The 12928-nt window shown below is 62.0% G+C and carries 12 protein-coding genes; 1 reads left to right on the top strand and 11 read right to left on the bottom strand.

What is annotated here, in order from left to right; all coding sequences use genetic code 11:
• Window positions 1-115 precede the first annotated feature (115 nt).
• The gene (gene hemE, locus L0U83_RS13925) at window positions 116-1207 is read right to left on the bottom strand and encodes a uroporphyrinogen decarboxylase (protein ID WP_233883436.1); all 1092 of its coding nucleotides are present in this window, start codon (window positions 1205-1207) and stop codon (window positions 116-118) included.
• Window positions 1208-1434: 227 nt separating this feature from the next.
• Here hemE and L0U83_RS13930 point away from each other — a divergent pair, with 227 nt between their 5' ends.
• Window positions 1435-2244, top strand: coding sequence for a transporter substrate-binding domain-containing protein (locus L0U83_RS13930; protein WP_233883437.1), 810 nt, complete (start codon window positions 1435-1437; stop codon window positions 2242-2244).
• A 743-nt stretch (window positions 2245-2987) separates the two neighbouring features.
• Here L0U83_RS13930 and L0U83_RS13935 read toward each other — a convergent pair.
• The 10 genes from L0U83_RS13935 to L0U83_RS13980 form a co-directional block, all read right to left on the bottom strand.
• A complete protein-coding gene (locus L0U83_RS13935) occupies window positions 2988-4748 on the bottom strand; it encodes an AMP-binding protein (RefSeq protein ID WP_233883438.1) in 1761 nt (586 codons plus the stop codon).
• A 356-nt stretch (window positions 4749-5104) separates the two neighbouring features.
• Complete coding sequence (locus tag L0U83_RS13940; protein ID WP_233883439.1) at window positions 5105-5530, bottom strand: F0F1 ATP synthase subunit epsilon; 426 nt, start codon at window positions 5528-5530, stop codon at window positions 5105-5107.
• Window positions 5531-5612: 82 nt separating this feature from the next.
• Window positions 5613-7007, bottom strand: a complete 1395-nt coding sequence (gene atpD / locus L0U83_RS13945) for a F0F1 ATP synthase subunit beta (RefSeq protein WP_233883440.1) — start codon at window positions 7005-7007, stop codon at window positions 5613-5615.
• An 80-nt stretch (window positions 7008-7087) separates the two neighbouring features.
• Entirely contained in the window at window positions 7088-7969 is an 882-nt protein-coding gene (gene atpG, locus L0U83_RS13950) for a F0F1 ATP synthase subunit gamma (RefSeq protein WP_233883441.1), read from the bottom strand.
• A gap of 84 nt (window positions 7970-8053) precedes the next feature.
• A complete protein-coding gene (gene atpA, locus L0U83_RS13955; RefSeq protein ID WP_233883443.1) occupies window positions 8054-9595 on the bottom strand; it encodes a F0F1 ATP synthase subunit alpha in 1542 nt (513 codons plus the stop codon).
• Window positions 9596-9662: 67 nt separating this feature from the next.
• Window positions 9663-10202 (bottom strand): F0F1 ATP synthase subunit delta, encoded by a 540-nt coding sequence (locus L0U83_RS13960; protein ID WP_201698430.1) that lies wholly within the window; start codon window positions 10200-10202, stop codon window positions 9663-9665.
• Between the two features lie 2 nt (window positions 10203-10204).
• On the bottom strand, window positions 10205-10675 hold the full coding sequence (locus L0U83_RS13965; RefSeq protein WP_233883446.1) for a F0F1 ATP synthase subunit B: 471 nt from the start codon (window positions 10673-10675) through the stop codon (window positions 10205-10207).
• A gap of 140 nt (window positions 10676-10815) precedes the next feature.
• A complete protein-coding gene (atpE, locus tag L0U83_RS13970) occupies window positions 10816-11085 on the bottom strand; it encodes a F0F1 ATP synthase subunit C (RefSeq protein WP_028203308.1) in 270 nt (89 codons plus the stop codon).
• Between the two features lie 66 nt (window positions 11086-11151).
• Window positions 11152-12003, bottom strand: coding sequence for a F0F1 ATP synthase subunit A (gene atpB, locus L0U83_RS13975; RefSeq protein ID WP_233883448.1), 852 nt, complete (start codon window positions 12001-12003; stop codon window positions 11152-11154).
• Window positions 12004-12174: 171 nt separating this feature from the next.
• Window positions 12175-12756, bottom strand: a complete 582-nt coding sequence (locus L0U83_RS13980; protein WP_233883450.1) for an ATP synthase subunit I — start codon at window positions 12754-12756, stop codon at window positions 12175-12177.
• Window positions 12757-12928: the final 172 nt, after the last annotated feature.

Raw genomic sequence — 12928 nt, forward strand, 5'->3', positions numbered from 1 at the left:
AAGCAAGTGTGCATAAGTCAAGTCTTGACAGGACCGCGATGGCGTCTGGGTGGCCTCTTGGACCCGGTCATACCCTGATACCCGGAGCCCAGCTTGCTGCGGCGCACCAAAAACGTCACGCACCGGTCGCGCGAATCGCGCGGCTATGACGATGCACTTCGTCCACGAGTTCCGCCACGCTTTCGGGCGGCGTGAACTGCGAAATGCCGTGGCCGAGGTTGAACACGTGGCCCGGGTGCGCGCCAAAGCTGTCCAGTACCGCGCGCGCCTGCTCGCGGATCGCGGCAGGCGACGCGAACAGCACCGTGGGGTCGAGGTTGCCCTGGAGCGCTACGCGATCGCCCACGCGCTCGCGCGCCCGGCCAAGGTTGACGGTCCAGTCAAGGCCCACTGCGTCCACGCCCGTGTTGGCGATTTCATCGAGCCAAAGGCCGCCGCCCTTCGTGAACGTGATCACCGGCACGCGCTCGCCATCGTGCTCGCGCTTGAGCTGCGCCACGACCTGCGCGATGTACGCAAGCGAAAAGCGCTGGTAGGCGCCGTCCGCGAGCGCGCCGCCCCAGGTGTCGAAGATCATCACGGCCTGCGCGCCCGCTTCGATCTGCGCGTTCAGGTAGGCCGCCACGGCCTGCGCGTTGACTTCCAGAATGCGCTGCATGAGGTCCGGGCGCGCGTACAGCATCGACTTCACCGTGCGGAAGTCGTCCGAGCCGCCGCCCTCGACCATGTAGCAGGCGAGCGTCCACGGGCTGCCTGAAAAGCCGATGAGCGGCACGCGCTGGCGTCCGTCTGCGTTGGTGAGCGCGCGGCGAATTTCGCGCACTGCGTCGGTCACATAGCCGAGCGTCGCGCCGATGTCGGGCACGGCGAGGCGCGCCACGTCTTCTTCGGTGCGCACGGGATGCGCGAATTTCGGCCCTTCGCCCGCCTGGAACGAGAGACCGAGGCCCATCGCGTCCGGAATCGTCAGGATGTCGGAGAACAGGATCGCGGCGTCGAGCGGGTAGCGCTCGAGCGGCTGCAGCGTGACCTCGGTCGCGTAATCGGGATTCTTCGCAAGGCCGAGGAAACTGCCCGCGCGGCTGCGCGTGGCGTTGTACTCCGGCAGATAGCGGCCTGCCTGGCGCATCAGCCAGACTGGCGTGTACTCGGTCGGCTGGCGCAGCAGCGCGCGCAGGAAGGTGTCGTTCAGGAGAGTGTGGGCCACGTGCTCGATGCGCGAAGTCGCGCGAAGGTTCGGAAGCAAGCGGCCATTTTACCGGAGCGGCCGCCGCGCCATGTCGCTGATGAGCGGGATCAGGAAGCGCAATAACACCGAAGTATAGATCCTTGCCTACCCAGGTAAGTCCGCGCTTATCCGTAGGGGTACACGAGGACTATGATCAGACCGCTTTCTCATTAATTACATCCATCAAAACCATAGACGGAGACACGATGAAAAAAGCCGTCCTCGGCCTGACGATCGTTAGCGCCGCACTGCTGAGCGCGTGCGCCCTGAACCAGTCCGCCGGTACATCGACCAACGCTACGCAGGCCGCCGCCCCTTCACGCCTCGATGAAATCCTCGCGCGCGGCACGCTGCGCGCCTGCACGACCGGCGACTACAAGCCCTACTCGTTCTATCGGCAGGACGGCGCGTTCGAAGGCATCGACATCGACATGACGGAATCGCTTGCCAAGTCACTGGGCGTGAAGGCCGAGTTCGTGAAGACGTCGTGGTCGAACCTCATGAGCGACTTCCTCGCGAAGTGCGACGTTGCGGTGGGTGGCGTCTCCACGACGCTCGAGCGCCAGAAGCGCGCGTTCTTCACCGAGGCGTATCAGGTCGACGGCAAGACGCCGATCGTGCGATGCGACGACGTCAAGAAGTACCAGACCGTCGCGCAGATCAATCAGCCTTCAGTGCGCGTGATCATGAACCCGGGCGGCACGAACGAGCGCTTTGCGAAGCAGTTCTTGCCGAATGCCAATCTCATCATGTATCCGGACAACGTGACGATCTTCAAGCAGATCCTCGCAGGCAAGGCCGACGTGATGGTGACCGACGCTTCCGAGACCCTGCTGCAGCAGAAGCTCAACCCGGGCCTGTGCTCGGTGCATCCCGACAAGCCGTTCCAGTACGGCGAGAAAGCGTGGATGGTGCCGCGCGGCGACGTGGTGTTCCAGCAGTATGTGGACCTGTGGCTGCATCTTGCGCGCGCGGGCGGCGAATATCAGGCAATCTCCGACAAGTGGCTGAAGTGAAGTGCTGGCCCGCGCCACGTTGTTATGGCCCTTCAAATTGCTACGATGAGTTGCAGACGATGCCGTAACACGAGGCGCGCAAAGTTTGCATTTCACGCACAGGGGCAAAATCGACGCATTGCGCATGTGCGCAACCGGTAATTCCGTACGAAGCGCGTTCCGCACAAAAGGCCCATGCCGTGGGCCTTCTCTCATGCGATACGAATCCTCGTGTGCGCGAGGCCATTCAGACTGTCGGGCAGCCGCGGAAAATAGCGGTAAAAATGACTTCCCTGAAACGCTCGGGATGGCAAAAAGAGGCTCGGAGCCTTATCTGGCGGGCGTTACAACCTGAAACACTTTGTTACCGCGAACCCATCTTAATTCGCCCACAATGCCTTCAACGGTTTCAACACGGATGTGGCTCGGTGCCAGTGTGAGCGGACACAAAACACCTGCCGGTCGGCACTACGCCGAAGCCCTCTCGAGGGGCATCCTTGTTGGAGCCGTGACCGGCGTCGAAGACGTTTTATGACCCGGCTCCTCCTTTGGTCTCCTCGCGCTAACCCCGTAGCGTGTGGTTTTTAGCGGGCTCCAGGCCCGCTTTTTTTTCGCCTGTACGTTTCGTTATTCACCAGGCATCGTCGCGCTCCCACTCGCTCCACCGCCTGAAAATCGTTCGGTTTCCCGACTATTTTTGCGCACACAGGCAAAGCGCCGCGACGGGGTGATTCGTCCGCCGCGGCATTGCGTCAAACCAGGCGTCAAGCCGTCTTCTGCTCGCTGATCTTCAGTTCGTCGATCATGCGCGCGCGCATCACGAACTTCTGCACCTTGCCCGTCACGGTCATCGGCAGTTCGTCGACGAAGCGGATGTACTTCGGGATCTTGTAGTGCGCAATCTGCCCCTGGCAGAACGCCTGGATGTCTTCCGCGGTTGCCACTTCGCCCGGACGCAGCACGATCCACGCGCACACTTCCTCGCCGTACTTCGCATCGGGCACGCCGAATACCTGCGCCGATTGCACCTTCGGGTGGCGGAACAGGAACTCCTCGATCTCGCGCGGGTAGATGTTCTCTCCGCCGCGAATGAGCATGTCCTTCAGGCGGCCGACGATGTTGCAGTAGCCTTCGGCATCGATCGTGGCGAGATCGCCCGTATGCATCCAGCCGTCGACGATCGACTCCGCCGTCTTCTCCTCGTCGCCCCAGTAGCCCTGCATCACCGAATAGCCCTTCGTGCACAGCTCGCCCGTTTCGCCCACTGGCACGGTATTGCCGAGCGCATCGACGATCTTCACTTCGAGATGCGGCTGAATGCGGCCCACTGTGGTCGTGCGCTTGTCGAGCGGGTCCGTCGTCGAGCTCTGGAACGACACCGGGCTCGTTTCCGTCATGCCGTAGGCGATCGTGATTTCGGCGAGATGCATCTTCGAGACCACGCGCTTCATCGTTTCGATCGGACACGGCGATCCGGCCATGATGCCCGTGCGCAGCTTCGAAAGATCGAAGCGCGCGAACTCCGGATGATCGAGTTCCGCGATGAACATGGTGGGCACGCCGTGCAGTGCCGTGCAGCCCTCTTCCGAGACGGCTTCGAGCGTCGCGCGCGGATCGAAGGCCTCGCCCGGGAACACCATGTTCGCCCCCACCGAAACGCACGCGAGCACCGCTAGCACCATGCCGAAGCAGTGATAAAGCGGCACCGGAATACAGAGCGAATCATTTTCCGTGAGGCGCATCGCCTGGGCGATGAAACGCCCGTTGTTGAGCACGTTGCGGTGCGTGAGCGTCGCGCCCTTCGGATTGCCGGTCGTGCCGCTCGTGAACTGGATGTTGATCGCGTCGTCGGGAGATAGCGTCGCATCGATGGCGTCGAGCCACGCCGTGCCGTCGCGGGCAATGCGCTCGCGGCCCATCTCCACGAGTTCGCTGAAGCAGAGCATGCCGGGCGTGTCCGTGTCGCACATGCGCACGACTGCGCGCAGTTCGGGCAGGCGCGCGGCCTGCAACTGGCCTGGCGCAGCGTTCGCGAGCTCCGGCGCGAGCGTCTGCAGCATCTCCAGATACTTCGAGGTCTTGAAACTCTCCGCAGAGACGATGGCCTTGCAGCCCACCTTGTTCAGCGCGTATTCGAGCTCAGCGAGGCGATACGCGGGATTGATGTTGACGAGTACCGCGCCAATGCGCGCGGTCGCAAACTGGGTGAGCAACCATTCGACGCGATTGGGCGACCAGATGCCAACGCGGTCGCCCTTGACGATGCCTAGCTCCGCGAAGCCGGCTGCGAGCACGTCCACTTCGGCGGCGAACTCGCGCCAGTTCCAGCGGATACCCTGCTCGCGGAACACCACGGCAGGCCGCTCGGGAAACCGCTTCGCGGTGTCCTGCAGGAACCTGCCGAGGGTTGCGTCGCTGAGCGGCACGTCGGTCGTGCCTCGCACGTACGAAAGCCCGTCTTTTGGCGCGATGAGCGGCTCATGTACACCGGGCGCGGCGCTCGCGCCTGCTGCGTCGATTGCCATGATGGCTGTCTCCTGGGGAGTCTCGCTCCCGCGTTTGAAATGAATTTGAAAACCATTGTGCCACCGGCTTTCCCGGGGGCGGCATCAAGTCTTACCCGCAGGGTCTGGGCCGAGTCCGGCGCCGTTTGATGGGCCAGCTGCGAACGCATGATTTGGCATTACCTTTCCGTAAACGTCAAGTATGTCAGAGCGTTTTTGTCGACCTCCTTGGTTCACGGCATTTATGCCGCGTTTTTCATCGCGATGCCATCGGGCTGTGCCCAATGGGTGGCGCGCAAATGCGAAAAGGGCTCCCCGGTTGGGGAGCCCTTTTCGCTTCGGACGCCGCGCCACGAGGGCGCGCGTACGAGAACCAATTAGTGCTGGTTCATCTTGCGCAGGCGCTGGATCGCCGCGAGTTGCGCGACCGCGTAGGCCAGTTCGGCCTGGGCGGTGGCGTACTCGAGGTTCGAGCCGGCGTTCTGCAGCGTCTCTTCAGCGCGCTTGCGCGCTTCCGTGGCCTTCGCCTCGTCGAGATCCTTGCCGCGGATCGCAGTGTCAGCGAGCACCGTGACGGCGCCCGGCTGCACTTCGAGAATGCCGCCGGCGACGAACACGAACTCTTCGCTGCCGTCTTCCGCCACGATGCGCACTGCACCCGGACGAATACGCGTGATGAGCGGCGTGTGGCCCGGCAGAATGCCCAGCTCGCCCGCCTCGCCCGGAAGCGCGACGAACTTCGCCTGGCCGTCGAAGATGTTCTCTTCGGCGCTGACGACGTCTACCTTGATGGTTGCTGCCATATGTGTCGACTCCTTGAGTGGGTTGTGGCGGCGTGGCGCTTCAAAACCAAAGCGCCGCGCCTCTTCGCCAGCAACTCAACCCTTACTGGATCTTCTTGGCCTTTTCGAAGGCCTCGTCGATCGTGCCGACCATGTAGAACGCCTGCTCCGGCAGGTGATCGCACTCGCCTTCGACGATCATCTTGAAGCCGCGGATGGTTTCCTTCAGCGGCACGTACTTGCCCGGCGAGCCCGTGAAGACTTCCGCGACGTGGAACGGCTGCGAGAGGAAACGCTGGATCCGGCGTGCGCGAGCCACCGTCAGCTTGTCTTCCGGCGACAGTTCGTCCATGCCCAGAATCGCGATGATGTCGCGCAGTTCCTTGTAGCGCTGCAGCGTTTGCTGCACGCCGCGCGTGATCGAGTAGTGCTCTTCACCGATCACGTTCGGGTCGATCTGGCGCGAGGTCGAGTCGAGCGGATCGACTGCCGGGTAGATACCCAGCGAGGCGATGTCACGCGACAGCACGACGGTTGCGTCTAGGTGGCCGAAGGTCGTAGCCGGCGACGGGTCGGTCAAGTCGTCCGCAGGGACGTACACGGCCTGAACCGACGTAATCGAGCCCTTCTTGGTCGACGTGATGCGCTCTTGCAGCTTGCCCATCTCTTCTGCCAGCGTCGGCTGATAGCCCACTGCCGACGGCATACGGCCGAGCAGTGCCGACACTTCCGTGCCAGCCAGCGTGAAACGGTAGATGTTGTCGACGAAGAACAGCACGTCGAGGCCTTCGTCACGGAAGTGCTCGGCCATCGTCAGACCCGTCAGCGCGACGCGCAGACGGTTGCCCGGCGGCTCGTTCATCTGGCCGTACACCAGCGCGACCTTGTCCAGAACGTTCGAGTCCTTCATTTCGTGGTAGAAGTCGTTGCCCTCACGGGTACGCTCGCCCACGCCGGCGAACACGGAGAAACCGCCGTGTTCCTTCGCGATGTTGTTGATGAGCTCCATCATGTTGACGGTCTTGCCCACGCCTGCACCGCCGAACAGACCGACCTTGCCGCCCTTCGCGAACGGGCAGATCAGGTCGATAACCTTGATGCCGGTTTCGAGCAGTTCAGCCGACGGCGACAGGTCTTCGAACGCCGGTGCCTTCTGGTGGATCGCACGCGTCGTTTCGCTGACGATCGGGCCCGCTTCGTCGATCGGGCGACCGAGCACGTCCATGATGCGGCCGAGCGTCGGCTTGCCGACCGGCACGCTGATGGGCTTGCCCGTGTTCTTGACCATGGTGCCGCGGCGCAGACCATCCGAAGCACCCAGACAGATGGTGCGGACAACGCCGTCGCCCAGCTGTTGCTGCACTTCGAGGGTCAGGTCCGACCCTTCGAGAATCAGCGCGTCGTAGATCTTCGGCATGCTCTCGCGCGGGAATTCCACGTCGATCACCGCGCCGATGCACTGTACGATCTTGCCTTCTACCAAAGCAGTTGTACTCATCGATTTTCCTTTAGATACCTGAATTCTTCACTCGCTCACCGGTTTGGCACCGGCGCGGTTTCGCAATCGGTTCGCGCCTGTCAGACGGCTGCTGCGCCGCCGACGATTTCCGAAAGTTCCTTCGTAATCGCGGCCTGGCGGCTCTTGTTGTACGAGAGCTGCAGTTCGTTGATGACCGTCTTCGCGTTGTCCGACGCCGCCTTCATCGCCACCATACGGGCCGACTGCTCCGAAGCCATGTTTTCCGCCACGGCCTGATAGACCAGGGCTTCGACATAGCGCACCAGCAGTTCGTCCACGACGGTTTGCGCGTCCGGCTCGTAGATGTAGTCCCACGCCGACTTCGGCGTCGTGCCGTCATCATTCGCTTCGAGACGCTCGGCCGACAGCGGCAGCAGTTGCTCGATCACAGGCTCCTGCTTCATCGTGTTGACGAAGCGCGTGTACGCGAGGTACACGGCGGAAAGCTTGCCTTCCGAGTACTGGTCGAGCTGCACCTTGATCGCGCCGATCAGCTTTTCGAGGTGCGGCGTGTCGCCGAGTTGCACAACGTTCGAGACGACCTTCGCGCGCAGACGGTTCAGGAAACCGAGGCCCTTGCTGCCGATCGCAGTTGCTTCGATCGACGTGCCGGATGCTTCCAGATCCTTGATCTTCTGCAGCGTCGCGCGCAGCACGTTGGTGTTCATCCCGCCGCACAGACCCTTGTCGGTCGTGACGAGAATCACGCCTGCGACCTTCGCACCGGTGTTTTCCACCATGAACGGGTGGCGGTACTCGGGGTTCGCACGGCTCATGTGCGCAGCGATGTCGCGGACCTTGTCGGCATACGGGCGGGCGGCGCGCATGCGCTCCTGGGCACGGCGCATTTTCGACGCCGCGACCATTTCCATCGCCTTGGTGATCTTGCGCGTGTTTTGCACGCTCTTGATCTTGCCGCGAATTTCCTTCATTCCAGCCATTGCTTGCTCCTTTGTCGACCCGAGTTTGCGCTTCAGCGTTTACTCGGGTCCCAGTCCGTTTATCGTGATTGATTCCCGGACGGATCAGTATGCGCCGGACTTCTTGAAGTCCTTGAGAGCCGCGTGGAGCGCGTTCTCGTCGTCCTTCGACAGGTCCTTCTTGTCCTCGATGCGCGCGACGAGGTCAGCGTGCTTCGATTTCAGGTATTCGCGCAGGCCCTTTTCGAACGGCAGGACGTCCTTGACGTCGATGTCGTCGAGGTAGCCGTTGTTCGCCGAGAACAGCGCAACAGCCAGTTCCCACACTTGCAGCGGCTGATACTGCGGCTGCTTGAGCAGTTCCGTCACGCGGCGGCCGCGCTCGAGCTGCTTGCGGGTCGCTTCGTCGAGGTCCGATGCGAACTGGGCGAATGCAGCCAGTTCACGGTACTGCGCGAGGTCGGTACGGATACCGCCCGACAGCTTCTTCACGACCTTCGTCTGTGCCGCGCCACCCACACGCGACACCGAAACGCCGGCGTTGATTGCCGGGCGGATGCCTGCGTTGAAGAGGTCGGTTTCCAGGAAGATCTGGCCGTCGGTAATCGAGATCACGTTCGTCGGAACGAATGCCGTGACGTCGCCGGCTTGCGTTTCGATGATCGGCAGTGCGGTGAGCGAACCCGTCTTGCCCTTCACTTCGCCGTTCGTGAACTTCTCAACGTAGTCGGCCGACACGCGTGCCGCGCGCTCGAGCAGACGCGAGTGGAGATAGAACACGTCGCCGGGGTAAGCTTCACGGCCCGGCGGGCGGCGCAGCAGCAGCGAAATCTGACGGTATGCCCAGGCTTGCTTGGTCAAGTCGTCGTAAATGATCAGGGCGTCTTGACCGCGGTCGCGGAAGTATTCGCCCATCGTGCAGCCGGCGTACGGCGCGAGGTACTGCAGCGCGGCCGATTCCGAAGCCGAAGCGGCAACGACGATCGTGTATTCGATCGCGCCCGTTTCTTCGAGCTTGCGCAGCACGTTCTGGATCGACGAAGCCTTCTGACCGATGGCGACGTAAATACAGATCAGGTCCTTGCCCTTCTGGTTGATGATCGTGTCGACGGCCACTGCGGTCTTGCCGCACTGACGGTCGCCGATGATCAGCTCACGCTGGCCACGGCCGATCGGCACCATCGAGTCGATCGACTTCAGACCCGTTTGCACCGGCTGCGACACGCCTTCACGCCAGATCACGCCCGGAGCGATCTTTTCGATCGCGTCGGTCATCTTGGCGTTGACCGGGCCCTTGCCGTCGATCGGGTTGCCGAGCGGATCGACCACGCGGCCGATCAGTTCCGGACCAACCGGCACTTCGAGAATGCGACCCGTCGTCTTGACGATGTTGCCTTCCGAGATGTGCTCGTACTCACCGAGAATCACGGCGCCGACCGAATCGCGCTCGAGGTTCAGCGCGAGGCCGAAGGTGTTGCCCGGGAATTCGAGCATTTCGCCCTGCATCACGTCCGACAGGCCGTGGATACGCACGATACCGTCGGTCACGGAGATCACGGTGCCCTGGTTGCGAACGTCGGCGCTCGCTTCAAGGCCCTGGATCCGGCTCTTGATCAGCTCGCTGATCTCAGAGGGATTGAGTTGCATTATTCGCTCCTGATGTTCAATTCTGTTGCGTGCCAGCCGCCACGCCCGATCGTTGGGATCGAGGCGTTCAGGCGGTCAGAGCCGCCTGCATGCTGGCGAGCCGCGCGCGGACCGAGGTATCGAGCACTTCGTCGCCGACCGTGACGCGCACGCCGCCGATGAGCGACTTGTCGATCTCGACGGTCGGCTTCAGCTTGCATTTGAACTTGCGTTCGAGGCTGGCGACGAGGTCGTTCAACTGTGCGCCTTCGAGCGGGAACGCGCTGACGATCACTGCGTCAGCAGCGCCTGCCTTGGCGTTCTTGAGCGCTTCGAACTGCGACTGGATTTCCGGCAGCAGTGCCAGGCGATGATTCTCGATCAGCATCTGCACGAGGTTCTTCACCTCAGCCGACTCCTTGACCGGCGACTTCACCGCCGCGAGCAGCAGCTCGACGACCTGGGCATGGCTCACCTTCGGGCTCGTCGCGACCGACTGCACCTCGGGCAAGGCCGCAACCTGTGCCAGCTCCGAAACGAGCGTGGACCAGGCGGCGGTGTCACCAGCTTCGGCCACGCCAAACAGTGCTTCTGCGTACGGGCGGGCGATGGTTGCAAGTTCGGCCATGATCAGAGCTCGGCTTTCAGTTGATTCAGCAGTTCGGCGTGGGCCGACTGATCGACTTCGCGCTTCAGGATCTGCTCGGCGCCTTGCACAGCGAGTGCCGCGACATCGGCGCGCAGTGCTTCGCGTGCCTTGACGACCTGCTGGTCGGCGTCGGCCTTCGCCTGAGCAATGATGCGTGCCGCTTCGGCGTGTGCCTGAGCCTTGATTTCTTCTGCGACGGCCAGCGCGCGCTTTTCGGCGTCGGCGATACGGCTTTGACCCTCGTTACGGGCCGTGGCGAGCTCTTCGCCGACGCGCTTGTGCGCCGCTTCGAGTTCCGCCTTGCCCTTTTCCGCAGCGGCGAGGCCATCTGCGATCTTCTTCGAGCGCTCGTCGAGGGCGTTGATCAACGGCGGCCACACGAACTTCATCGTGAACCACGCGAGGATCAGGAACACGACCATTTGCGCAAACAGGGTTGCGTTGAGATTCACGGTGTTTCCTTAATCGTTGCTATTCCGGGGAATTGAAACGGCAAGGCGCTCATCGGTTGTGAAACTCGATCAGCGCCTCGTCTCCCGTTCCGCCATGCGCCCACTACCCGTTATAGGTCAGGCGCAACCTTCCAGGGAACTTAGCCCGCGAGCTTCGAGAGCAGCGGGTTAGCGAACGCGAACAGCATTGCAACACCCACGCCAATCAGGAACGCCGCATCGATCAGACCAGCCAGCAGGAACATCTTCGTTTGCAGCGGGTTCATCAGTTCAGGCTGACGTGCGCAGGCTTCGATGTACTTGCCGCCCATCAGGCCGATACCGATACAGGCGCCGATTGCACCCAGGCCGATGATGATGCCGATACCGATGGCCGTGAAACCCTGGATGTTGGCGATGAAAGCTTGCATGATCACTCCTTTGTGAGATTTTTTGGAACTGGGGATTTAAAACTGCAAATCTGGTTTGACGAGCACTTAGTGCTTGTCGTGTGCCTGGCCGATGTACACCAGCGTCAGCATCATGAAAATGAACGCCTGCAGCAGAACGATCAGAATGTGGAAGATCGCCCAGACGCTGCCCGCAATCACGTGGCCGATGAAGCCAAGCACCGTCGTGTCCGCGCCGAAGCTCCACAGACCGCCCAGCAGCGCGATCAGCAGGAACAGCAGCTCGCCTGCGTACATGTTGCCGAACAACCGCAGGGCGAGCGAAACCGTCTTGGCGACAAACTCGATGATGTTCAGTGCAAGGTTCGGGATCCACAGCAGCGGATGCGCGCCGAACGGGGCCGAGAGCAACTCGTGTGCGAAGCCGCCAGGACCCTTGATCTTGAGGTTGTAGTAAATCATCAGCACGAACACGCCGAGCGCGATGCCGAACGTGCCGTTGAGGTCGGCAGTCGGAACGATGCGTTGGTGCGGCAGTGCTTCGGAGAGGCCCAGCCAGCCGATCACGCGGCCCGGCAGATCAACGGGAATGAAGTCGAGCGAGTTCATGAGCCCGACCCAGATGAACACGGTCAGCGCGAGCGGTGCGATGAATGCGCGGTTGCCATGGACGATGGACTTGGACTGGTCCTCGACCATCTCGACCAGCATTTCGATGGCGCACTGGAAGCGGCCCGGTACGCCCGGGGTCGCTTTGCGCGCAGCGAGACGCAAGATGAGGATCGTCACGACGCCGCACAGGATCGACCAGAACAGCGTGTCGATGTTCCAGACGCTGAAGTCGACGATCGACGTCTGGTGCGAGGTCGCAAAGTTCTGCAAGTGGTGAGCAATGTACTCGGACGGACCCGGTCCGCTCGTTCCTTCGCTAGCTGCCATATCGTTAGAGCCACCCAAATTGTCGAAAATCGTTTTCGGCCGCTCCCGCCGCAATACTGTATTGCGGGAACGCACCGCCGTGGATCGTGTCTTATCTGCTTCGCATCGGCTAGCCGAGTTCCACCTGCATCGCTTCGACGCCCTGAATTGAGGCGGCGCGATGTTGGTGGATCAGCGCCAAGCGAGCGCGATCCAGTATGTCTTTAGTGCGATCAGGTACGTGACGAGCAAGGGAATCCACTGCACGTCGTGATACCAGAACGCGATGGCGACGAACATCGCAATCGTCGCCCCCATCTTGAAGGCTTCGCCGAGCATCCAGTTCAGCACGGTGCCGGCACGACTCAACTGCTTCAGGCGCGCTGCGAACAGCGCTCCAGGAAACCAGCAGATCGCTCCGCCCAGGAACGCGGACAACGCAGCACTGCCCGGCGGCTTATAAAACAGCCACCACGCCAACGTTGCAACCAGGGACAAAACCACTTGCGCCGCCACGACACGAAACGGCGTGACGCGCGATGGGCGACTCACCTGTGCGCCGAAGATTTGCTCGGCTTCGGCCCGGGTGAGCGGAACGATGTCGTTGTTATCTTGCTGGCTGGCGTCCAGCTCATCCCAGCGCGCGTTGTGATCAACGCGTCCGGAATGGTTTGCCGCTGCATCCTGCCCCCGGCTGGATGCTCCGGCTTCGCCCGGCGGTACATCGGGCCCTTCATGCGCCTGCGGCGCTTCGTCTGGCCTCTGACCCACCATCGCTTTATTCCGGAAATTCGCCTGGCACGCCTGTTAATTACAGCGCACTTACAGCATCGCCAACCAAATAAATCCGGGCGATTGTAAGCGATAGTTGCAGGCAATTCAAGACTTTAGGCCCTTCAATAACACCCGTGAAATGCGACTTCATGATGCGGGAAACGCGGCGCCG

The organism is Paraburkholderia flagellata, from assembly GCF_021390645.1.
GTDB classification, from domain to species: Bacteria; Pseudomonadota; Gammaproteobacteria; order Burkholderiales; family Burkholderiaceae; genus Paraburkholderia; species Paraburkholderia flagellata.

Coding starts and splice junctions, on each gene's coding strand:
- L0U83_RS13930 (WP_233883437.1), top strand. CDS start 1,435: ATGAAAAAAGCCGTCCTCGGCCTGACGATCGTTAGCGCCGCACTGCTG.
- atpA (WP_233883443.1), bottom strand. CDS start 9,595: ATGCAACTCAATCCCTCTGAGATCAGCGAGCTGATCAAGAGCCGGATC.
- atpE (WP_028203308.1), bottom strand. CDS start 11,085: ATGCAAGCTTTCATCGCCAACATCCAGGGTTTCACGGCCATCGGTATC.
- L0U83_RS13960 (WP_201698430.1), bottom strand. CDS start 10,202: ATGGCCGAACTTGCAACCATCGCCCGCCCGTACGCAGAAGCACTGTTT.
- atpG (WP_233883441.1), bottom strand. CDS start 7,969: ATGGCTGGAATGAAGGAAATTCGCGGCAAGATCAAGAGCGTGCAAAAC.
- L0U83_RS13980 (WP_233883450.1), bottom strand. CDS start 12,756: ATGGTGGGTCAGAGGCCAGACGAAGCGCCGCAGGCGCATGAAGGGCCC.
- L0U83_RS13940 (WP_233883439.1), bottom strand. CDS start 5,530: ATGGCAGCAACCATCAAGGTAGACGTCGTCAGCGCCGAAGAGAACATC.
- atpD (WP_233883440.1), bottom strand. CDS start 7,007: ATGAGTACAACTGCTTTGGTAGAAGGCAAGATCGTACAGTGCATCGGC.
- L0U83_RS13935 (WP_233883438.1), bottom strand. CDS start 4,748: ATGGCAATCGACGCAGCAGGCGCGAGCGCCGCGCCCGGTGTACATGAG.
- atpB (WP_233883448.1), bottom strand. CDS start 12,003: ATGGCAGCTAGCGAAGGAACGAGCGGACCGGGTCCGTCCGAGTACATT.